The sequence below is a fragment of the Nocardioides renjunii genome (assembly GCF_034661175.1).
GTDB lineage: Bacteria > Actinomycetota > Actinomycetes > Propionibacteriales > Nocardioidaceae > Nocardioides > Nocardioides renjunii.
The window spans coordinates 4262367-4284166 of the sequence record NZ_CP141058.1 but is presented as its reverse complement, the minus strand read 5'-3'; the positions used below and the strand labels follow the sequence as shown (position 1 = coordinate 4284166).

The window sequence follows — 21800 nt, the reverse complement described above, 5'->3', positions numbered from 1 at the left end:
ATGACCGTCGACGTCTACGGCGTACGCCACCACGGCCCGGGCTCGGCCCGCGCCGTGCTGGAGGCACTCACCCAGCACCCACCCGACCTGGTGCTGATCGAGGGCTGTCCCGAGCTCGACGCGATCGTCGACCTTCTCGGGGAGGCCGACATGGTGCCGCCGGTCGCCGGCCTCGTGTACGCCGTCGACGAGCCGCGGCAGGCGACGTTCTACCCCCTGGCCCGCTTCTCGCCCGAGTGGGTCGCCGCCCGGTGGGCGCTGTCGCGCGGCGTGCCGGTGCGCTTCCTCGACCTGCCCGCGACCCACGCGTTCGCCCTCGCCGCGCAGGAGCGGGAGTCGCGAGCCGGGACCGGCGCCGCTGCGGAGCCGGACGACCTTCCCGACACAGCGGCGGACGTTTCGGAGGCGGACGGTCCGGAGGAGTCCCCGGAGGAGTCGACCGCCCCCCTCCCGCCCGAGCGGCTCGACCCCATCGGCACGCTGGCCGCGACGGCCGGCTACGACGACGCCGAGCGCTGGTGGGAGGACGCGGTCGAGCAGCGCCACGACTCTCCCGCGGAGCGCTTCGCGGCAATCCGCGACGCGATGGCGGCGGTCCGCGAGGCCGACCGGCGGCCCGCGGACGACCCGGACGTGCACGCCAACGCCCGCCGCGAGGCCTGGATGCGCAAGGTGCTGCGCGCCGAGATCAAGTCCGCGCCCGAGGCGCGGATCGCGGTGGTGTGCGGCGCCTGGCACGCACCGGCGCTGGTGCCGGACGACTTCCCGCCGGTGTCCCGCGACCGCGAGCTCGTGACCAGGCTGCCGCGCACCAAGGTGGCGGCGGCGTGGACACCCTGGACCGCGGGACGGCTCAGCTACGCCTCCGGCTACGGCGCCGGGGTCGGCGCCCCGGGGTGGTACCAGCACCTCTTCGACCACATGACGCAGCCGGACCCCGACCCCCGCGACCTGGCGACGTCATGGCTGGTGCGGGTCGCCCGCACGCTGCGCGAGGAGCGGCTGGACGCCTCGACGGCCTCGATCGTCGAGGCCGCCCGGCTCGCCGAGACCCTGGCCACCGTGCGCGGGCGTCCCTCGGTCGGGCTCAGCGAGCTCGACGACGCCGCGCAGACCGTGCTCTGCGAGGGGTCCCGGCTGCCGCTCGACCTCGTCCACGAGCGGCTCGTGGTCGGCCAGGAGCTCGGATCGGTGCCCGAGTCCGCGCCCGTCGTGCCGCTCGCCGCCGACCTCGCCCGGCAGCAGCGGTCCCTGCGGCTCAAGCCGTCGGCGTCGGCCCAGCAGCTCGAGCTCGACCTCCGGCTGGAGCGGCCGCTGGCCCGCTCGGTGCTGCTGCACCGCCTCAGCCTGCTCGGCATCGGCTGGGGCGAGCCGACCGAGGGCGGGCGCACCACCGGCACGTTCAAGGAGACCTGGACCCTCGAGTGGCGCCCCGAGCTGGCCGTGGACCTCGTCGAGGCCAGCGTGTGGGGCACGACCGTGGCGGTCGCCGCCGCGGCTCGCGCCGCCGACCGCGCCGCGCGGTCCGCCGACCTGACCGAGCTCGCGACGCTGGTCAGCGCCTGCCTGACCGCGGACCTGCCCGACGGTGTCGACGCGGTCCTCGACGCGCTCGACGCGCGGGCCGCCGTGCAGCACGACGTGCCCGCGCTGCTCTCGACGGTCGAGCCGCTGGCGCGGACGTGCCGCTACGGAGACGTGCGCGGCGTCGACACCGACCGCGTCCGCGCGGTGCTCGCGGCGACGGCGGTGCGCGCCTGCGTCGGGCTGCCGATGGCCTGCGCCAGCCTCGACGAGGACGCCGCCGACGAGATGGTCACCGCCATCGCCGCGGCCCACCGCGGGCTCTCGCTGCTCGCCGACGCCGAGCTCGACGCGGCCTGGGTCAGCGCCCTCGAGTCCGTGTCCGCGCCCGACCACGTCGCCGGGGCCGTCGCCGGGCGCGCGACCCGCATCCTCCTCGACGCCGGCCACCTCGACACCGGTGCGGCGGCCCACCGGATGGGACGACGCCTCTCCCTGACCGCCTCCGCACCCCAGGCGGCCTCCTGGCTGGCGGGGTTCCTCGCCGGCGACGCGGTGCTGCTCGTCCACGACCCGGTCCTGCTCGGGCTGGTCGACGACTGGGTGCGCGGCCTCGACGAGACGGCGTTCGAGGACCTGCTGCCGCTGGTGCGCCGCACCTTCTCGCAGTTCAGCCGCGCCGAGCGCCGCACGATCGGCGAGCAGGTGGCCGGCATTGGCGGCCCGGAGCGCCGGCCCGACGACCATGTCCTCGACCTGGCGCGGGCGATGCCGGCGCTGCGCACCGTGGCCCGGCTGGTCGGGTGGAAGGAGGTCGACCATGACGGGGCAGCCTGACCCGACGACCGCTGAGGGACAGCCGCGCGACCGGCTCACCCGCTGGCGCCTGGTCCTCGGCGGCGGCGAGGCCGACGGCCTGACCGGCGCCGACGGCGCCGGCGTGAGCCTCACCGCCGACGACCAGCGCCGCGACGAGGCGCTCGAGGCCCTCTACGACGGCGAGCGCCGCGGCGGGCTCGGCGGCTCGGCGCCCCGGGTCTCGCGCTGGCTCGGCGACATCCGGACCTACTTCCCGTCGTCGGTCGTGCAGGTGATGCAGGGCGACGCGATGCAGCGCCTCGGGCTGCGGCAGATGCTGCTCGAGCCGGAGATGATGCGGGCGGTCCAGCCTGACGTGGGGCTGGTCAGCACGCTGATCGGGCTGGGCCGCGTCATCCCCGAGCACTCCCGCGAGACGGCGCGCGCCGTCGTACGGCAGGTGACCGACGAGCTCGAGGAGCGGCTGCGGCAGCGGACCGTCCAGGCCGTCTCCGGTGCCCTCGACCGCTCCGCGCGCACCCGCCGCCCGCGCATGCGCGACGTCGACTGGCGACGCACGGTCGCGGCCAACCTCATGCACTACCTCCCCGAGCACCGCACCGTCGTGCCCGAGCGGCTGGTGGGCTACGCCCGCCGCTCGACGCAGGTGGAGCGCCAGGTGATCCTCTGCATCGACCAGTCCGGGTCGATGGCCGAGTCGATCGTCTACAGCTCGGTCTTCGGGGCGGTGCTGGCCTCCATCCGCTCGCTCGAGACGCGGCTGGTGGTCTTCGACACCGAGGTGGTCGACCTCACCGACGAGATCGACGACCCGGTCGACGTGCTCTTCGGGGTGCAGCTCGGTGGCGGCACCGACATCAACCGGGCGCTGGCCTACTGCCAGGGTGCGATCACCCAGCCGGCCGACACGGTGCTCGTCCTCATCAGCGACCTCTACGAGGGCGGCATCGCCGAGGAGATGGTGGGCCGGGCGCGGTCCGTGGTGGCCTCCGGCGCGACGATGATCGCGCTGCTGGCGCTGAGCGACTCCGGCCAGCCGTCCTTCGACGCCGACCACGCGGCCGCCCTCGCGGAGGTCGGCGTGCCGTCGTTCGCGTGCACGCCGGACCTCTTCCCCGAGCTGATGGCCGCGGCGATCGAGCGGCGCGACATCGGCGAGTGGGCCGCGAGCAACGACATCGTCACCACGCACGAGACCACCGGGAGCGGCCCGGCTTGACTCACCAGCCCGGTCCGTCGCCCCCGAGCCTCTCCACCAGGCGGTGGCCGACGTGCGCGGCGTTGGCGCGGCGTACGTCCTCGGGCACGGTCGGCAGGTTCTCCTCCCAGTCCAGCAGCGTCGACCCGCGCAGCTGCGGCATCCGGGCGGGCCGGCCGAAGAAGAACGGGTGCAGGTGGGCCCCACCGTCGCCGTAGCGGCCCACGTGGCACCGCCCCACGCTGGGCAGCTCCTCGACGGCGGCGGTGACCGCGACCATGAGCCGGCCCATCTCCGAGGCGAGGTCGTCGGGTAGGTCCGCGAGGTCGTGGTGGTCGCGGGGCTTGAGGATGAAGGCGACCGGGAGGCGCATGTCGAGCAGCTCGAGCATCCAGCGCTCGTTGCTCCACGCCACCTTCGCCGCGTGCTCCGGACCGAGCGGGCCGCGGCACGGGCACTGCTCGGGGTCGTCGCCGACGCGCGGCGGCTCCGCGTCCACCATCGGCTCGAGCGGCTTGATCCGCAGCCCGTCGAGCTCGAACGGGAAGATGTCCCACCCCGGCATCAGCTCGATGGCCACGGGCAGGCGGCCCTCGTCGTCGGTGGCGGCGGCCACCCGGGCGTGGAACTCCTCGGCGGTCTCCAGCGACGTCATGCGCCGAGTCTGGCAGGTCACCAGGGCGAGGGCTTGTAGTCCTTCACGAAGCAGCCGAAGAGGTCCGTGCCGGCCTCGCCCAGCACGATCGGGTCGTAGACCCGGGCCGCGCCGTCGACCAGGTCCAGGGGTGCGTGCCAGCCCTCGGCGGCGATCCGCAGCTTCTCGTGGTGCGGGCGCTCGTCGGTGATCCAGCCGGTGTCGACGGCGGTCATGAGGATGCGGTCGGTCTCGAACATCTCGCCCGACGAGGTGCGGGTCAGCATGTTGAGCGCGGCCTTGGCCATGTTGGTGTGCGGGTGCCCGGCGCCCTTGTAGCGGCGGGAGAACTGACCCTCCATCGCCGAGACGTTGACGACGTACGCGCGGCCCGACGTGGCGGTCGCGGCCGCCGCGGCCAGGGCCGGGCGCAGCCGCGAGACGAGCAGGAACGGCGCGATCGAGTTGCACAGCTGCACCTCGAGGAGCTCCAGCGGGTCGACCTCGCCGACGGTCCGGGTCCACGAGTTGGTGGTCTGCACGTCCGGCAGCAGGCCGCCGGCGTCCACGGCCGTGCCGGCCAGGTGGGCGTCGAGCGAGGCGTGCCCGGCCCGCAGGGCGAGGGCGGCCAGCGTCGCGGCCGTGTGCACCTGGGTCGCGTGCTCGACCGACTCGCCCTCGTGGTGGGCGACCGGGGTGGGCGCCAGCGCCCCGGCGATGGCGGCCGGGTGGGCCTCGGAGACGTGGTCGAAGGTCACCAGCTCCGGCACGGAGTCCTGCGGCAGCGGGAGCTGCTCGGCCTCCACGAGGGGGGCGTACGCGCCCGGCGTGCGGCGCACCGTCTGGCAGGCGTTGTTGACCAGGATGTCGAGCGGACCCGCGGCCGCGACGTCGTCGGCCAGCGAGATCACCTGGGTGGGGTCGCGCAGGTCGATGCCGACCACCTTGAGCCGGTGGATCCAGTCCGCGGCGTCCGGCAGCGAGGAGAACCGGCGCACCGCGTCCCTGGGGAAGCGCGTCGTGATGGTGGTGTGCGCGCCGTCGCGGAGCAGGCGCAGCGCGATGTACATCCCGATCTTGGCGCGGCCGCCGGTGAGCAGCGCGCGCCGCCCGGTGAGGTCGGTGCGCTGGTCGCGCTTGGCGTGGCTCGTCGCGGCGCACGAGGGGCACAGCCAGTGGTAGAACGCGTCGACCAGCGTGAAGTCCTGCTTGCAGACGTAGCAGCCGCGCGGGTTGAGGAGCTCGCCGGCGAAGGCACCGGGAGCGGTGGAGACGAGCGGGATGCCGGCGGTCTCGTCGTCGATCCGGACCGGTGAGCCGGTCGCCGTGAGTGCGGTGACGGCCCGGTCGTGGGCGAGCTCGGCGGCCCGCTTCTGGTGCTTGCGCTCGAGCTTGATCGACTTGTACATGTGCGAGGCGGCGCGCTTGACCGTGACGTGGTCGGGGTGGTCGCCCGGCAGGTGGTGGAGGCTCTCCAGCACCCGCAGCGTCGCCGCGAGGTCGTCGGGGTCGATGCCGGGCGCACCGACGACGTTCTGCTCAGTCACCGGCGAAGGGTACGGCGTGGCGCCGGGCTGGACGGAAACGCCGCGGCCGCCGCGGCTCAGCCCTCGCGGGCGGGGGAGCCGTGGATGCGCACCCGGTCGGCGCGCATGCCGTGCTCGACGCCCCAGAGCACGGCCTTGGAGCGCGAGTCGACGTCGATCTTGCGGTAGGCCGAGCGGATGTAGGACTTGATCGAGTTGATCGAGAGCAGCGTGCGCTCGGCGATGTCCTGGTTGCTCAGGCCCATCGTGATGAGCGAGAGCACCTCGGCCTCGCGGGCGGTCAGGCCCTCCTCGCGACCGGGCCAGTCGCCGCCGACGATCGAGGACCGGTTGCGGGCGGGGGACACGACGACCTGGCCCGAGGCGATCGCACCGAGCGCGTCGACCAGCCGGGCGGCGGGCAGGCTCTTGGAGAGGTAGCCGCGCACGCCCTGGTTGAGGGTGTCGCGGGTCAGCCACGGCTGGAAGTTCCACGTGTAGACCGCGACCTGGCGGACCTGCGGGCTCGCGATGAGCCGGGCCACCGCGGGACCGTTGCCCTGCCCCATGCCGAAGGTGTCGTAGAGGGCGACGTCGACCGGCCTGCTGACCTGCCTGCCGGCCACCAGCTCGACGATCTCGACGCGATGGGGATAGCTGCGCATCATGGCATCGAGGCCCCGCACGACGACCTCGTCGTCGTTGACCAGCGCCACTCGGATGACCATGGGCTCAAGGTACTGGCATTTATGTATGTTGAAGCCCTTGTTCACAGAAGGGGGCGGCGTGCGGGAGAGCGCGACTGCGGTCGAGGAGACCCGCACGGGAGGGCTCGGCGTCCGGTGCGAAGGGGTGGTCCACCTCTACAAGACGTTCGGCGGTCACGACGTCGTGGCCCTGCGAGGCGTCGACCTCACCATCCGCCCCGGTGAGCGGGTCGCCTTCCTCGGGCCCAGCGGGTCCGGCAAGTCCACCCTCCTGGCGCTGCTGGGCGGCATCCAGCGGCCCAGCGCCGGCCGCATCTTCCTCGGCGACGAGGAGATCTCCAGGATGGGGGAGCGCTACCTCGCGCGGATCCGCTCGCGCCAGGTCTCGACGATGCTGCAGGGCGCGACCCGCAACCTGCTGCCCTACGCCACCGCCCGCCAGAACATCGCCTTCGCCCGGCTGTCCCTGTCCGGCGGCGAGCGCGAGGACGCCCTCGCCGACACCGAGCTGCTCGACCGCGTCGGGCTCCTCGACCAGGCCGACCAGGTCGTCAGCACGATGTCCGGCGGCCAGCGCCAGCGGCTGGCCCTCGCCTGCGCCGTGTCGACCGCGCCGCGGCTGCTGCTCGCCGACGAGCCCACCAGCCAGCTGAGCCACGCCGACCGCGACCACGTCCTGCACCTGGTCCACTCCCTCGGCGACGACTTCGGCACCACCATCGTGGTCGTCACCCACCAGCCCGAGGTCGCCGCGACGTTCCCGCGCACCGTGACGATGAAGGGCGGCCGGGTCGGCGCGGAGGGCCACGGCGGGTCCGAGTACGCCGTCGTCGGCGAGGACGGCGTGCTCCACCTGCCCGGCCACATCGCCGCCGAGTGGCCCCCCGGGACGCTCGTGCGCTTCGAGGACGACGAGCAGGGCCGCATCGTGGTGACCCGCGCGAGCGCCGAAGGACCCGCAGCATGAGCTTCTCCGGCACGGGCTTCCCCCAGCCGGCGCACCACCTCGAGCCGCAGTCGTCGGCCGGGACCGCGCTGCGCCTCGACTCGATCACGTACGTCAACGGCCGCACGCTGCTCGACGACGTCAGCGTGAGCTTCCCGGCGGGCAAGGTCACCGCCCTCTCCGGCCCCAGCGGCTCCGGCAAGACCACACTGCTGTCCATCGCCGGCGGGCTGCTCCAGCCGACGTCGGGCACCGCCGAGCTCGACGGCCAGGAGATGTGGACCGGTGCCGGCGACCCGCTGCCCCAGGTCGCCTTCGTCCTCCAGGTCTACGGCCTGGTGCCGATCCTCTCCGCCCGCGAGAACGTCTCGATCGCGCTGCGCGCCCGCGGCGTCGCGCCCGCCGACGCCGACGAGGCGGCCGAGGCCGCGCTGGCCCGGTTCGGCATCGCCGACCTCGGCGAGCGCCAGGTCGAGGAGCTGTCCGGCGGGCAGATGCAGCGCGTCGCCTGCGCCCGCGGCTTCGTCGTCGGCGCCGAGGTGCTGCTGGCCGACGAGCCGACCTCCGAGCTCGACGAGGGCAACCGCGGCGTCGTGCTCGCCGAGCTGCGGGAGGAGGCCGCCCGCGGGGCCGTCGTCGTCGTCGCCACGCACGACCCCGCCGTCGTCGAGGCGTGTGACCTGCACATCGCCCTCGACGAGGGACGGGTCGTCGGGTGAGCCGAGTCCTCCGGGGCGCCTGGAGCCGTCGGGGTGCCCTGACGACGCTGGTGCTGATGACGCTGGTGGTCGTCGGCGGGTCGGTGACCGTGCTGCAGCTCGCCGACGCGGCCGGGACCTCGCGTTGGCTCACCGCGCCGCTGCTCCTCCTCGGCGCGGTCGCCGTGCCGAGCATCGGGGCCGAGCTGGCCGTCGCTCGGCGCGAGGAGATCGGCCTGGCCCGGCTGCGCGGCATCCACGGTGCGCGCCTGTGGCGGTTCCTCCTCGTCGAGCCCCTGCTGGCGATCGTCCTCGGCACCCTCCTCGGGCTCGCCGTGGGCGCCGCCGGGACCGTCGTGGCCACCCGGACCTGGCTCGCCGAGACCGCTCCCGCGCTCGAGCGGCCGGCCCTGCTGGCCGCCGTCGGCATCGCCGGTGCCGGCCTGGCGATCGTCGGCCTCTCCGCCGCGGCCGCGCTGCGTGAGCCGCTGGCCGTGCAGGTGTCGACCCGCCGCCGGCCGCGGCGCGCGACGACCCTCGCGGTGTTCCTCAGCGTCCTCGTCATCGTCGGCGCCGCCGTCGCCGCCTACCGCAGCCGCGCCGCCGACGGCGACCCCGACCTGGTCGTCCTGCTCGGCCCCGCTCTCGTCGGCCTCGCCCTCGGGCAGGTCGCCATCTGGGTGGTCCGGATCGCAGCCCGTGGCCTCACCCCGGCCACCGAGAGGCGTGGCCTCGGCGCCTTCCTCGCCGCCCGGCGGCTGGCCCGCGCCGACGACCTCGTGACGCCCGTACGCCTCGTCGTCGCCGCCGCGGTCGTCGGCACCCTGGCCCTGAGCGGCGCCGTGGCCGTCTCCGGCTGGACCCGCGACCAGGCGGCCGTCGAGGTGCCCGGACAGCGCACGATCGACGCCACCGAGCTGGGCGCGATGGGCGCCGTCGAGCTCACGGAACAGGCCGACCCGGAGGGGACGCACCTCCTCGCGACCGCCATCGTCCGCAACGAGACCCGGCTCGGCGAGCGCCGCGCCTACGTCGATGCCGGCCGGTGGGACGCCGTCGTGGGCGATTTCTACGACGGCAGCCCCGCCCGCGCCGCCTCCGACGCCGTGGGGCGCCTCGGCGGCGGGGCCGCGCCGTTCCAGGTCGCCGGCGACCGGCTGACCGTCACCGCCTCGGGCGTCGAGGTGCCGCCCGCCAAGGCGTTCATCGGCCCGGGCGGGCAGGAGGTCCGCTCGGGCGGCGGGCGCGCCGAGGTGGTGCTCAACTTCGTCACCGAGCAGAACACCTCCGGGTCGGCGTCCGTCCAGCTCCGGGTCGCCGCGGACGGGGCCTCCGTGAGCCGCCGCGTACGGGTGCCGGACTGCGCCGAGGGGTGCACCGTGACCAGCCTGCAGGTCGGCCGCGACGACCAGTCCTTCTTCGACCGTCGTGACTTCGTGGTCCTGCTCGAGGGCGTGGCGGTCGGCGACACCGACGTCCTCGACCGGGCCTGGGTGCCCGACCTCGCCTCGGTCGCCGGATCGCTCGACAACCGCTTCATCCCTGGCTACGAGGCACCCGACCCGCTCGTGGTGAACCGCACCGACGGGCTCCAGGTGGCGATGCTCCCCGATGCCGCGATCGAGCTGCGCCTCGACATGGCCGGCGACGCGGTCCCGCTGCTGATCGCCGGCGACGCCGGCGACGGCGGGCCGCAGGCGCTCGACCTCGCCGGGGACGACCGCGCCACCGAGGTCGTCGGCGTCGCCCGCTCGCTGCCGCTGCTCGGCACGGCCGGGTCGCTCGCCGACATCCGCACGGCGGCGGCCGGGTCCGGGCCGACCGTGCCGTCGGCCGAGGTCCAGGTCGTCGCAGGGGACTCGACCCCGCAGGCGTTGCTCGACCAGGTCGCGGAGGCCACCGGCGCCACCTGGCGCACGCGCGAGTCGGTGCAGCAGTCGCTCGGGGACCGGTTCGGCGGCGACCAGTCGGTGGCGTACGCCCTCACCGCTCTGGCCTGCGCCCTCGTCGCGCTGCTCGCGCTGGGCGCCGGCGCGGCCCGGCACCTGCGTGACTACCGTCGCGACGTCGCCTCGCTGCGGGTGCTCGGCATCTCGACCGGCACGGCCCGCCGGGCGGGCCGCGCGGAGCTGGCCAGCCTGACCGTTCTCGTGCTCGTCGCCGTCGTCGCCGGCGGCTGGCTGGCGGTCACCCTGCTGCTCGACGGCCTCCCCCTGCTCGCCGTCCCCGTGGCCGGCCTCGCGCTGGACACCGCGCCCCACCTCTGGCCCCTGGCCGTGCCGGCGGTCGTGGCCGCCGCCGCGATGGTGCTGGTGGGCGGTCGGGCCCGCGCGGTGCGCGCGACCACCACGCGACCGAGCCTGCTCCGCGAGGAGGAGGGCCGGTGATCCAGCTCTTCGGCGCGATCGTGCGCGGGCTCCGCTCGCGCGCCCTGCTCTCCGCCGGCTCCGTGCTGCTCACCGCGCTGGCGATCGGGTCGGCGGTGCTTGGCCCCGTGTTCTCGGAGGCCGTCACCAACTCCTACGTGGTGACCCGCCTCCAGGAGACCCCGCCCGGGCTCACCGGCCTGAGCCGGGTCTTCACGCCCGAGTCCGGGGCCACCCTCGAGCAGGCCGAGCGCGACGCTGTGGCGGCCTCCGAGGAGCTGACCGCCGGGCCCTGGCGGGACCCGGTGGTGATCGCGCAGTCCGAACGGTTCAGCGCCCTGCGCGGGGTCGTGACGTTCTGGTCGCGCGACGGCGGCTGCGAGGCCCTCGAGGTCGAGGGTCGGTGCCCCGAGCGGCTGGGCGAGGTGCTGATGCTCGCCGCCGACGTCGAGAAGACCGGCGCCGAGATCGGCGAGATGCTGCCCCTCGCGATCTTCGAGACGGGCGGGGTGGAGGCCCTCGGCCTGCCCCGCCCCGGCCTCGCCGAGGTGGTCGTGGTCGGGTCCTACGACACCCCGCGCTCCGGGGACGACTGGCTGATCCCCGGCCGGCTCACCAGCACCAACGAGCAGGAGAGCATCAGCGGCGGCTACCAGCCCTACGCCCCGGCGCCGCTCATCACCACCGACGACACGGTCACCGCCGTCGGCGGCTGGACGGTCCGGGTCGACACCCGGCTCGACGTGCCGCCCGACCTGACGCCCCGCGAGCTCGACGAGGCGGCCGACTCCGCGTCGGCGGTGCCCACGGACACCGCGGTCGAGGTCGAGGGCGGCACGCTCGTCGCCGACGACACCAACTCCCTCGCGTCCGTGGTCGAGGAGGTCCGGTTCCAGCAGTCCACCGCGCGCAGCTCGATCGCCCCCGCCGTGCTGTCGCTGGTGCTCGTCGCGCTCGCCCTGCTCATGCGCCTGCTCAACGCCGCGAGCGAGCTGCGCGTCCCCGAGCTCGCCCTGGCGTCGCTGCGCGGCGTCACCGCCCGCAAGCTGTGGGGCCTCGGGCTCGCCGAGCCGCTGACCCTGCTCTTGCTCGCCACGCCGCTCGGCATCGCCTTCGGCCTGGGCCTCGCGGTCGTGCTGGTGCGGAGCTGGCTGGTGCCCGGGCTCCCGTTGCCGCTGCCGCCCGCCAGCTGGGTGGCGGCCACACTCGTCCTGCTCGCGGCGGTGGCCGTGGCCTGCATCGCCGTCGGGCTGGTGGTGCGCGAGTCGCTGGCCTCCCAGCTCTCCGGCGTACGCCGCCCCGTCGCCGCCCGCCGCTGGTCGGTCGTCGCCCAGCTCGTCCTCGTCGCGCTCGCCGTCGCCACGCTCGCCAGCAAGCTGTCCGCCAGCGGCCCCGGCGAGCCGGACGCCACCGACCTCGTCCTGCCGGTCCTGCTGGCGGTCGTCGCCGGCCTGGCCGCGACCCGGCTCACCGCGGCGCTGGCGACCTGGTGGACAGGTCGATCGCGCGGTCGTTCGCTGAGCGGCTTCGTCTCGTCACGGGCGATCTCGCGGCGGCAGGAGGGCACGCTGGTGATCCTGCCGATCACCGCGGCGATCGCCGTCGCCGTGTTCGGCGCCGGCGTCTACGACTCCGCCGCCACCTGGCGCACCAGCGTGGCCGCGACGGAGTCGCCGGCCCACACCACGTGGTCGACCAACCTCACCCTCTCCGAGGCGATCGACCTCACCCGCCGCGTGGACCCCGAGGGCGAGTGGGTCATGGCGGCCGCCAGCGTCACCAACCCCGGCGCCAACTTCTCCGTCGTCGACAGCAGCCGGCTGGCGCGGGTCGCCACCTGGCCCCCGACGTGGAGCCCGGGCCGCGACGTGGCGCAGGTCGTGGAGGCGATCGCGCCGGGCGGCGTGGTCCCGACCGTGACCGGCACCCGCCTGTCCCTCACCATCGACAACCGGGCCGACATGGACCGCGACCTCGCCGTCGAGGTCCGGTTCGGCTCTCGCGCGGGCGTCCCGCTCAAGGCGTACGTCGGCCCGTTCCCCCGCGGGGAGCACACGCGGTCGGCGCGGGTCCCGTTCTGCCGGGAGGGCTGTCCCCTCGAGGGGATGACGCTCGGCGGCGGCGCCGGCACCAACACCCGGATGACCGGCATGCTGCGGCTGGACGCGATCGAGGTCGACGGTGCTCCTCTCGACGGCGCGATCGAGGGCGCCGCGTGGACGCCGACCCCGGACCCGGCCGTGCGCAGCTCCATCGTCGAGCTGGAGGAGTCCGGCGGCGGGCTCGACATGACCGTGGACACCGGCGGCTCGGTGGGCATGGCCCGCCTCACCGCCGGCGGCATCACCGAGGAGCGCCCGGCGCTGGCCGGCCCCGGCGTGCAGCAGCGCGCGATCGACAAGCTCGACGAGGGCTACGGCCTGATCCGCGTCGACCCGGTCGGCGGCATCGGCGCCGTCGAGGGCATGCCGTTCACCGGCCCGTCCGGGCTGCTGGTCGACTACTCCTCCTTCGTCACCGACCGCCCCGTCTTCGACAACCTCGTCACGACGCACGTGCTCGCCCGCGAGGGCACCCCCGCGTCGATCACCGACGCGCTGTCCCGGGCGGGCCTCAGCGTCGGCACCTCCCTCGCGCAGGAGCGGCAGGTGCTCGACCAGAGCGCGTACGCCCTCGCGCTGCGGCTCTACGGCGTGGTCGCGGCGATGGTGCTGCTCATGGCCCTGGCCGGCCTCTTCGTCAGCGCGGCGGTGCAGCTGCCCGCCCGCCGCCGTGACGCCGCGGCCTTGCGGGTGGTCGGGGTGCCGCGCGGGGCGGTGATGGCGGCGGTGGTCCGCGAGCTCGGCATCGTGCTCGGCAGCGCCGCGCTGGCCGGGATCCTGGCCGGGTCGCTCGCGCAGTGGGTGGTGCTGCGCACCATCACGCTCGGCTACGCCGACGACCCGACGACGCCCGCGCTCGTGGCCGCCATCTCGCCGCTCCGGCTGGTGGTGCTCGCCATCCTGGCGGCGGCCGTCCTCGGCGCCGTCGCCCTGGCGAGCGCCTCGATGACCGTGCGCGGGGCCCGCGGCGCCACGCTGCGCGAGTCGGCCCGCTGAGGCCGGGCCCCGCTCAGGAGCAGCAGGGGTCGAAGCGGAAGCCCACGCCGCGGATGGTGCGGATCCACTGGTTGTCGGCAGCGGCCGCGCGCAGCTTGCGGCGCAGGTTGGCCAGGTGCACGTCGACGACGTGGGTGCTGTCCGGGACGAAGTCGGTGGCCCAGACCGCGCGCATGAGCTCCTCACGCGGGACCACGACGCCGGGGTTGGTGACGAGGTGGGCGAGCAGGTCGAACTCGGTGCGGGTCAGGTCGACCTCCTCGCCCAGGACGAGCACCTCGCGGGCGTCCTGGTTGAGGCTCAGGTCGTCGCAGCCCACGGAGCCCGGGGCGGGCTCGTGGGGAGACGACGGGTCCGGCGCGGGCGCGGGCCAGCCGGTGGTCGAGCGGGTCGTGGTGGGCCGGGCCGCCTGCTGGCGGTGGGCCACGACCGCGTGCGCCGCGTCGACCCCGGCCGGCACGAGCGCCTCCGACGAGCGCGGCCGGCGGAACAGCGCGGCCACCCGGGCCTGGAGCTCGCGCATCGAGAACGGCTTGACGAGGTAGTCGTCGGCGCCGACCTCGAGGCCGATGAGCCGGTCGACCTCGGCGGTCCGGGCGCTGATGACGATGACGTAGCAGTCGCTCACCGTCCGGATCTGGCGGCAGACCTCCACCCCGTCGATGTCGGGCAGCGACAGGTCCAGCGTGACGAGGTCGGGTCGACCCTCGCTGATGATCGTCAGCGCCTCGGCGCCCGTGCGGGCGACCACGACGTCGAAGCCGGCCTGGTCGAGCAGTGCGGAAATGGCGTCGCCGACATCGTGGTCGTCCTCGACGACCACGGCGGTGCGTTCGTTCATCATCTGATTGCTCCCAAGTTGATGAATCATCTACCCGGGTGCACGCGTCGTAAACCTGAGTGGATCATCCGGGCGAGGAGCGCCCGGCACACGGACGTCAGAAGTCCAGGCCGCGGGCCCAGTCCTCGGAGTCGATGCGGGCCACCAGGTAGGGCCCGCCACCGGCGCGCCGCTCCTGCGGGCTGCCCTCGCGGTCCATCCGGTAGCCGATGCCGCGGATCGTGTGGATCCAGGTGGCGTCGGAGTGACGGCGCAGCTTGCCGCGCAGGTTGGCCACGTGCACGTCCACCAGGTGGTGGTCGTGGGTGAGCGCGCTGCTCCAGATCGCGAGCACCATCTCCTCGCGGGTGCAGACCCGGGAGAGGTGGGTGGCGAGGTACTCCAGGACGTCGTACTCGATGCGGGTGAGGTCGACGATCGCTCCGTTGACCTGCACCTCGCGCCGCGCGGAGTTGATGACCAGGCCCGCGCCGGCCGCGATGGTGGCAGGCTCGTCGGTCGGCTGCGTCGGCGCCGGCACGTGCGGCGACCGGGCGACCGGGGCCTCCTCGGCCGCGGCGGCCGAGCGCGGGCGCCGGAACAGCGCCGCCACGCGGGCGCGCAGCTCGCGCGGCGAGAACGGCTTGAGCACGAAGTCGTCGGCGCCGACCTCGAGCCCGATCAGCTTGTCGACCTCGTCGGAGCGCGCGGACACGATCACGATGTAGCAGTCGCTGCTCTCGCGGATGCGGCGGCACACCTCGATGCCGTCCATGTGCGGCAGCGTCAGGTCGAGCGTCACGAGGTCGGGCGGATCCGCGGCGGCCACCTCGACCGCCGCGCGTCCGTCGCGCGCCGTCGTGACGCGGAAGCCGGCCCCTTCGAGGGTCTCCACCAACGCCGAGGAAATGTCTGGATCGTCTTCGACGACCAATGCATGCAGATCTTGCACGAGTACCCCCACAGAACAGTCAAGACAGGAGCCCCACGCCCCTGCCGTGTCGCCGCCCGAACGGCGTTGGTCGAATGGTAAGGGCTGGAAAGGGCCCGCGACAGCAAGCGATCCCTAGGGGTGAGCCGTGTCTAGACCAGAGCTTTTCACCGGAATCTTCTGTCGCCGATCGATCAAAGTGCGCCGTCCCCGGACGGGCCCAGCTGGATCCCCCGGTTGACCCAGGTGCTGGTCGCCACCATCCCGACACGCTCGTACAGCCCGAGCGCGCCGGTGCGCGAGTCGGTGCTGAGCTCGGAGGTCGACGTGCCGTGCTCGCGGGCCCGCGCGAAGGAGTCCACGAGCAGCGCCTGGGCGAGCCCGCGGTTGCGCTGGTCGCGCCGTACGGCGAGGCGGTCGACGTACCCGGTCGTGCCGTTGTCGGAGACGAGCACCAGCGACACCCCGACGACCGCGCCGTCCGCGTCGACGACGACCCGGAGGTTCCACGGCTCGAAGCCGGGGCGTCCGGTGGTGGCCGCCTCGAAGTCCTCGAAGCTCTCGCGCTCGCGCACCGACCACTCGAGGAAGGCGTCCTCCAGCACGTCGTGCGCCGCGCGCAGCTCGGCCGGCTCGGCCGTGCGTACGACGTGGCCGGGCGGCAGGTCGCGCTCGGGGATCGTCGCCCCCTCCGGCAGCTTCAGCACCCAGCTGGTCCAGCGGACGTGGTAGCCCAGCGACTCCAGCAGCCGGTCGCCCGGGGACCCCTGCGGCACCGGCATCCCGATGACGCTCGAGCCGACGGCTCGCCCGAGGTCCTGGAGCCAGTGGGCCAGCCAGGTCCCGATGCCGCGACCGCGGTGGGAGGGGAGCACGGCGGTGTCGGCGCGGTCGGCACCCATCAGCTCGGCGTACGCGACGAGCGCCTCGCCCTCGAAGACGCCGACCGAGCGCGCACCCAGGTCGTGGCTGGGCTTGGCCCAGTCGCTGACGATGTCGGCCTCCTCGATGGCGACCTGGCCGATGTCCTCCGCCTCCTGCGCGGCCATCAGCACGAAGACGGCGTGGGCGTCGGACGTCCGGAGCGGGCGGGTGGTGAGGCCCGCGGGCAGGCCGGGGGTGGACGGGGTCGGAGCGGTGGACGCCGGGGTGGAGGTCCGGGTGGAGGTCGGGGTGGACGTGTCGGTGGAGGAGGACTGCTCTGGCATGGCAGGAGTGTGCTGCCTCACGCGCCCCGCTGTCGCGCGCTTATCGGGGCGGATCCGGCGTCCCGCGGAATCCCCTAATCCCCCGTGAGGCCCTACCGTATTGAGCGTGAGTGACGACCAGCCCGCAGCGCCCGAGCAGAACTTCTCCGACCTCGGCCTCTCGCCCGAGGTCCTGAAGGCGCTGGCCGACGTCGGTTACGAGACGCCCTCCCAGATCCAGGCCCAGACCATCCCGCCGCTGCTCGAGGGACGCCACGTCGTCGGCCTCGCGCAGACCGGCACCGGCAAGACGGCGGCCTTCGCGCTGCCGATCCTGTCGCAGCTCGACCTGTCGCAGAAGACCCCGCAGGCGCTCGTGCTGGCCCCGACGCGCGAGCTCGCGCTGCAGGTCTCCGAGGCCTTCGAGAAGTACGCCGCCCACATGAAGGGCGTCCGCGTGCTGCCGATCTACGGCGGCCAGGGCTACGGCGTCCAGCTGTCCGCGCTGCGCCGCGGCGTGCACGTCGTCGTCGGCACCCCCGGTCGCATCATGGACCACCTCGAGAAGGGCACGCTCGACCTCTCGGAGCTGCGCTTCCTCGTCCTCGACGAGGCCGACGAGATGCTCAAGATGGGCTTCGCCGAGGACGTCGAGACGATCCTCGCCGACACCCCCGCCGACAAGCACGTGGCGCTGTTCTCGGCCACCATGCCGGCGCAGATCCGCCGGATCTCCAAGAAGTACCTGGAGGACCCCGTCGAGATCACCGTCAAGAACAAGACCTCGACGGTCTCCTCGATCACCCAGCGCTACCTCATCGTGTCCTACCCGCAGAAGGTCGACGCCCTCACGCGCATCCTCGAGGTGGAGAACTTCGAGGGGATGATCGTCTTCGTCCGCACGAAGAACGAGACCGAGACGCTGGCCGAGAAGCTCCGGGCCCGGGGCTACTCCGCGATGGCGATCAACGGCGACGTGGCGCAGGTGCAGCGCGAGCGCACCATCAACCAGCTCAAGGCCGGCAAGCTCGACATCCTCGTGGCCACCGACGTCGCGGCCCGCGGCCTCGACGTCGAGCGGATCAGCCACGTCGTCAACTACGACATCCCGACCGACACCGAGTCCTACGTCCACCGCATCGGTCGCACCGGCCGCGCCGGCCGCACGGGCGACTCGATCGCCTTCGTCACCCCGCGCGAGCGCCACCTGCTGCGGGCCATCGAGAAGGCCACCCGCCAGCCGCTGACCCAGATGCAGCTGCCGACGGTCGACGACGTCAACGCCACCCGCCTCTCGCGCTTCGACGACCAGATCACCCAGGCGCTGTCCGAGCCCGAGCGCATCGACTTCTTCCGCGACGTCGTCTCGCACTACGTCAGCGAGCACGACGTGGCCGAGGTCGACGTGGCCGCCGCCCTCGCGGCGGTGATGCACGGCGAGCAGCCGCTGCTGCTCGAGCCGGAGCCCGAGCAGCGCACCCGCTCGTTCGAGGAGCGCTCCAGCCACGCCGGCAAGGCCGACCGCCCCCCGCGGGAGTCGCGCAGCGGCCAGCCGATGGCGGCGTACCGCATCGAGGTCGGCAAGCGCCACAAGGTCGAGCCGCGCCAGATCGTCGGCGCCCTGGCCAACGAGGGCGGGCTGTCGCGCGGCGACTTCGGCTACATCTCCATCAAGCCGGACTTCTCCGTCGTCGAGCTCCCCGCCGAGCTGCCGCCGGGCACCCTCGACCGGCTCGCCGCCACCCGGATCTCCGGCAAGCTCATCGAGATCAAGCCGGACAACGGGCCGTTCCGCGGTCGCACCGGCGGCGGGCACGCCAAGGGCGGCGGCTACAAGGGCAAGAACCCCCGGTCCTGACGTACCGTTCCTGACGCACAGGAGCCCCGCCGCGATGATCGCGGGCGGGGCTCCTTGCTCGTCCATGCCGGCCCCGGGCGGTGCCGGGCCGGTCCCGGGGCGGTCACCGGATATCCGGTGACCACCGGGCCTACGGGTAGAGATCCCTACCTCGAAGCACGGAACTCGGGTGCGAAGGTCACGCGTTCTGGATGGCGGAGACGTCGAACTCGAGCTTGATCTTGTCGGAGACGAGGACGCCGCCGGTCTCGAGCGCGGCGTTCCAGGTGAGGCCCCAGTCCTTGCGGTTGATGGTGGTCTCGCCCTCGAAGCCGACGCGGAGGTTGCCGAAGGGGTCACGGGCCGAGCCGGTCTGCTCGAACTCGATCGTGACGGGCTTCGTGACGTCCTTGATGGTCAGGTCACCGGTGACGGTCCAGTCGCTGCCGGAGCGCTTCACGTCGGTGGAGGTGAAGGTGATGCTGGGGTACTGCTCGGTGTCGAAGAAGTCGCCGGACTTGAGGTGGCCGTCGCGGTCCGGGCTGCCGGTCTCGACCGAGGTGACGTCGATGGAGAGGTCGACCTGGGAGGCGGCGGGGTCGGTCTCGTCGATGCGGGCGGTGCCGGTGAAGGCGCCGAACTGGCCGCGGACCTTGGTGACCATCGCGTGGCGGGCGACGAAGCCGAGGCGGCTGTGGCTGACGTCGATGGTGTAGTCGCCGGTGAGGTCGTCGATGGCGGTGGTGGGGGCGTCGAATCCGGTGGTCATGGCAGGGGCTCCTCGAAGGTGGTGGTTGGTAGAATATTCAACCACAGGAACGGCGGGGTGCCCGAGTTCATTCCCGATGACCTGTGGCGAGTTCTCCGAACCCGCACACGACAGCGAGCCACGCCCCCGGTGGGGCGTGGCTCGCGTGCGTGGGACCTGCGCTCAGGCGGCCTTCGTGGCGACCGTCGTGGCGATCGACCAGCGTGCCTCCATGTGGGTGCGACCCGTCGCATCCCTGACGGCAACCCAGGTGCAGACCGGTACGTCAGTCATCGTGTGCTTGCTCATGTGACACCTCCCGTTCACCTTCTGTTCACCCAAGGTAGCACATCCCCACTGGCGCGCACAGTATTCGCTCGTGAACGGGTGCTTCCCCCCACCTGTACCCCTCTGGGTGAGTGAAGACGCCGCTGTCACACCACTTGGGGCTCGTGTGATCCACGCCGCGAGGCAGTCGCCGATGCGTTGGAGGCCTGTCTGCCCGAAATCGGGCAGGAAGTTGCGCTTCGACCTCGAGAACCCGCAGTCTTCGGGTGTGCCCGACCCCGACCTCGTCGCCCACGTGGTGGCGACCACCTCGCTGACCCCCGGCGAGGCGGCCCGCGTGGTCGAGGACGTAATCGCCTTCCACTCCCAGCCGGTGGAGGACTACGTCCGCGAGCGGCACGCGCGCCTCAAGACGTACGGCGCCAGGAATCCCGAGATCTTCGCGCGCATCGCCGAGGAGCTGCAGCACCGCGTCGTCGCGGCGCCACGGCTCTCCGAGCGGCAGCTGCGCCGGATCGTCTACGGCTGAACCCAGGAGGAACACAGCATGTGCGGAATCGTCGGCTACATCGGACGCCTGGACGCGGCCCCCGTCGTCCTCGAGGGACTCACCCGCCTCGAGCACCGCGGCTACGACTCGGCGGGCGTCGCGGTGCTCGGCGGACGCGGGATCAGGATCGCCAAGCAGGCCGGCCGGGTGCGCGAGCTCGGCGACGCCCTGCCGAAGCGCTTCACCGGCAGCACCGGCATCGGGCACACGCGGTGGGCCACCCACGGCCCGGCCACCGACGCCAACGCGCACCCGCACGCCGACGAGTCGGGACGGGTGGCCGTCGTCCACAACGGCATCATCGACAACTCCGCGGCCCTGCGCGCCGAGCTCACCGACGACGGTGTCACCCTGGCCAGCGACACCGACACCGAGGTGCTCGCCCACCTCGTGGCCCGCAGCGAGGCCGACACCCTCGAGGGCAAGGTCCGCGACGCGCTCGGGGCGGTGGTAGGGACGTACGGCCTCGCGGTGCTGCACGCCGACTTCCCCGACCGCATCGTCGCCGCCCGCAACGGCAGCCCCCTGGTGGTGGGGGTGGGGGACAAGGAGATGTACGTCGCCTCCGACCTCGCCGCGATCGTGCGGCACACCACGACGGTGGCGATGCTCGACGACGGCGAGATGGCCACCGTGACCGCCGACGGCTTCACCACCATGCGGCACAGCGACCTGGCCTCCACCGGCAAGACCGCCACGGTGGTCGACATCGACGCGGCGGCGTACGAGGCGGGCGAGCACGAGTCCTTCATGCGCAAGGAGATCCTCGAGCAGCCCACCACCGCCCAGGCGGTCCTGCGGGGTCGCCTCGACGAGCGCTTCGGCACCGCGCACCTCGGCGGGCTCGACATGGACGCACGCGACCTGCGCGCCGTGCGGCGGGTGAAGATCCTCGGGTGCGGCTCGGCCTACTACGTCGGCCAGATGGGCGCCGCGCTCATCGAGGAGCTGGCCCGGATACCGGCGGACGCCGAGGCCGCCAGCGAGTTCCGCTACCGCGACCCGGTCATCGAGCCGGACACCCTCTACGTCGCGGTCAGCCAGTCCGGGGAGACGATCGACACCCTGCTCGCCGTGCAGGAGGTACGCCGCAAGGGCGGCCGCTGCGTCGGGCTGGTCAACGTGGTCGGCTCGGCCATCGCCCGCGAGTGCGACGGCGGCATCTACCTGCACGCCGGCCCCGAGGTCGCCGTCGCGAGCACGAAGGCGCTGACCAACATGTTCCTCGGCTTCGCGCTCCTCGCCCTGCAGCTCGGCCGAGTGCGCGACCTGTCCATCGCCGACGGCAAGCGGCTCGTCGCGGGCCTCGAGCGGCTGCCGGCGCAGATCGAGGAGGTGCTGGCCGGCGAGGCGGACCTCGTGGAGGTGGCCAAGGAGCTCGCGCAGGCGCGCAGCCTGTTCTTCATCGGGCGGGTGCGCGGCTTCCCGGTCGCGCGCGAGGGCGCGCAGAAGTTCAAGGAGATCAGCTACCGCCACGCCGAGGCCTACCAGACCTCCGAGCTCAAGCACGGTCCGCTCGCGCTCATCGACCCCGAGGTGCCCACCGTCGCGGTGGTGCCGCTCGACGAGCTGACCGACCGCAACGTCGGTGCGCTCCACGAGATCGACGCCCGGCAGGGGCCCCTGGTCGTCATCACCCACCACGAGGTGGACCTCGGCGAGATCGGGGCCCGCCGGGTGGTCGTCCCCCGCAACGAGCCGGAGCTCGACCCGATCCTGCTGACCATCCCGCTCCAGCTGCTCGCCTACCACGCGGCGCAACACCTCGGCCACGACATCGACAAGCCCCGCAACCTGGCGAAGTCCGTCACCGTGGAGTGACAGGTGGGGGAAAGGTCCCGGGCCTCAGGCGCCGCGGACACCGCGAGCCCATGACATGGACTGGGCGCCCCTTGCCGCATGGGGTCGGCAAGGGGCGCGCCG

17 protein-coding genes are annotated in these 21800 nt (G+C 73.6%); 9 read left to right on the top strand and 8 right to left on the bottom strand.

Annotation, left to right across the window (positions count from 1 at the left end; all coding sequences use genetic code 11):
- Window positions 1-2361 (top strand): DUF5682 family protein, encoded by a 2361-nt coding sequence (locus SHK17_RS20525; protein ID WP_322920569.1) that lies wholly within the window; start codon window positions 1-3, stop codon window positions 2359-2361.
- Window positions 2345-3562: a VWA domain-containing protein gene (locus SHK17_RS20520; protein ID WP_322920568.1), complete on the top strand. Its 1218-nt coding sequence runs from the start codon at window positions 2345-2347 to the stop codon at window positions 3560-3562. The genes SHK17_RS20525 and SHK17_RS20520 overlap by 17 nt, the downstream gene beginning before the upstream one ends.
- Before the next feature lies 1 nt (window position 3563).
- On the opposite strand, the gene SHK17_RS20515 is transcribed toward SHK17_RS20520, so the two are convergent.
- Genes SHK17_RS20515 through SHK17_RS20505 form a run of 3 tightly spaced genes read right to left on the bottom strand, consistent with a single transcriptional unit; the run spans window position 3564 to window position 6429 of the window.
- Window positions 3564-4196: a hypothetical protein gene (locus SHK17_RS20515; RefSeq protein WP_322423580.1), complete on the bottom strand. Its 633-nt coding sequence runs from the start codon at window positions 4194-4196 to the stop codon at window positions 3564-3566.
- A gap of 17 nt (window positions 4197-4213) precedes the next feature.
- Window positions 4214-5722: an SDR family NAD(P)-dependent oxidoreductase gene (locus SHK17_RS20510; RefSeq protein ID WP_322920567.1), complete on the bottom strand. Its 1509-nt coding sequence runs from the start codon at window positions 5720-5722 to the stop codon at window positions 4214-4216.
- A gap of 56 nt (window positions 5723-5778) precedes the next feature.
- Complete coding sequence (locus tag SHK17_RS20505; RefSeq protein WP_322423578.1) at window positions 5779-6429, bottom strand: response regulator transcription factor; 651 nt, start codon at window positions 6427-6429, stop codon at window positions 5779-5781.
- A 58-nt stretch (window positions 6430-6487) separates the two neighbouring features.
- Here SHK17_RS20505 and SHK17_RS20500 point away from each other — a divergent pair, with 58 nt between their 5' ends.
- Genes SHK17_RS20500 through SHK17_RS20485 form a run of 4 tightly spaced genes read left to right on the top strand, consistent with a single transcriptional unit; the run spans window position 6488 to window position 13516 of the window.
- Window positions 6488-7375 carry an ABC transporter ATP-binding protein gene (locus SHK17_RS20500; RefSeq protein WP_322920566.1) on the top strand — a complete coding sequence of 296 codons (888 nt, stop codon included), beginning with the start codon at window positions 6488-6490 and terminating at the stop codon, window positions 7373-7375.
- On the top strand, window positions 7372-8073 hold the full coding sequence (locus SHK17_RS20495) for an ATP-binding cassette domain-containing protein (RefSeq protein ID WP_322920565.1): 702 nt from the start codon (window positions 7372-7374) through the stop codon (window positions 8071-8073). The genes SHK17_RS20500 and SHK17_RS20495 overlap by 4 nt, the downstream gene beginning before the upstream one ends.
- Window positions 8070-10439, top strand: coding sequence for an ABC transporter permease family protein (locus SHK17_RS20490; protein WP_322920564.1), 2370 nt, complete (start codon window positions 8070-8072; stop codon window positions 10437-10439). The genes SHK17_RS20495 and SHK17_RS20490 overlap by 4 nt, the downstream gene beginning before the upstream one ends.
- Window positions 10436-13516: an FtsX-like permease family protein gene (locus SHK17_RS20485; protein WP_322920563.1), complete on the top strand. Its 3081-nt coding sequence runs from the start codon at window positions 10436-10438 to the stop codon at window positions 13514-13516. The genes SHK17_RS20490 and SHK17_RS20485 overlap by 4 nt, the downstream gene beginning before the upstream one ends.
- A gap of 13 nt (window positions 13517-13529) precedes the next feature.
- On the opposite strand, the gene SHK17_RS20480 is transcribed toward SHK17_RS20485, so the two are convergent.
- The 3 genes from SHK17_RS20480 to SHK17_RS20470 all read right to left on the bottom strand — a co-directional run bounded on the left by SHK17_RS20480 (window position 13530) and on the right by SHK17_RS20470 (window position 16475).
- A complete protein-coding gene (locus SHK17_RS20480; RefSeq protein WP_172267953.1) occupies window positions 13530-14357 on the bottom strand; it encodes a response regulator transcription factor in 828 nt (275 codons plus the stop codon).
- 97 nt (window positions 14358-14454) lie between these two features.
- Window positions 14455-15231: a response regulator transcription factor gene (locus SHK17_RS20475; RefSeq protein WP_449867027.1), complete on the bottom strand. Its 777-nt coding sequence runs from the start codon at window positions 15229-15231 to the stop codon at window positions 14455-14457.
- A gap of 230 nt (window positions 15232-15461) precedes the next feature.
- The gene (locus SHK17_RS20470; protein ID WP_322920561.1) at window positions 15462-16475 is read right to left on the bottom strand and encodes a GNAT family N-acetyltransferase; all 1014 of its coding nucleotides are present in this window, start codon (window positions 16473-16475) and stop codon (window positions 15462-15464) included.
- A 106-nt stretch (window positions 16476-16581) separates the two neighbouring features.
- On the opposite strand from SHK17_RS20470, the gene SHK17_RS20465 reads away from it, so the two are divergent.
- Window positions 16582-18312 carry a DEAD/DEAH box helicase gene (locus tag SHK17_RS20465; RefSeq protein WP_322920560.1) on the top strand — a complete coding sequence of 577 codons (1731 nt, stop codon included), beginning with the start codon at window positions 16582-16584 and terminating at the stop codon, window positions 18310-18312.
- A gap of 178 nt (window positions 18313-18490) precedes the next feature.
- On the opposite strand, the gene SHK17_RS20460 is transcribed toward SHK17_RS20465, so the two are convergent.
- Window positions 18491-19060 (bottom strand): YceI family protein, encoded by a 570-nt coding sequence (locus SHK17_RS20460; RefSeq protein ID WP_172267944.1) that lies wholly within the window; start codon window positions 19058-19060, stop codon window positions 18491-18493.
- 162 nt (window positions 19061-19222) lie between these two features.
- Entirely contained in the window at window positions 19223-19348 is a 126-nt protein-coding gene (locus SHK17_RS20455) for a hypothetical protein (RefSeq protein ID WP_322423570.1), read from the bottom strand.
- A gap of 247 nt (window positions 19349-19595) precedes the next feature.
- Between SHK17_RS20455 and SHK17_RS20450 the strand changes: the two genes are divergently transcribed.
- Together SHK17_RS20450 and glmS are read left to right on the top strand one after the other, a co-directional pair.
- Window positions 19596-19856 (top strand): hypothetical protein, encoded by a 261-nt coding sequence (locus tag SHK17_RS20450; protein ID WP_322920559.1) that lies wholly within the window; start codon window positions 19596-19598, stop codon window positions 19854-19856.
- 18 nt (window positions 19857-19874) lie between these two features.
- The gene (gene glmS, locus SHK17_RS20445; protein WP_322920558.1) at window positions 19875-21698 is read left to right on the top strand and encodes a glutamine--fructose-6-phosphate transaminase (isomerizing); all 1824 of its coding nucleotides are present in this window, start codon (window positions 19875-19877) and stop codon (window positions 21696-21698) included.
- Window positions 21699-21800 lie beyond the last annotated feature (102 nt).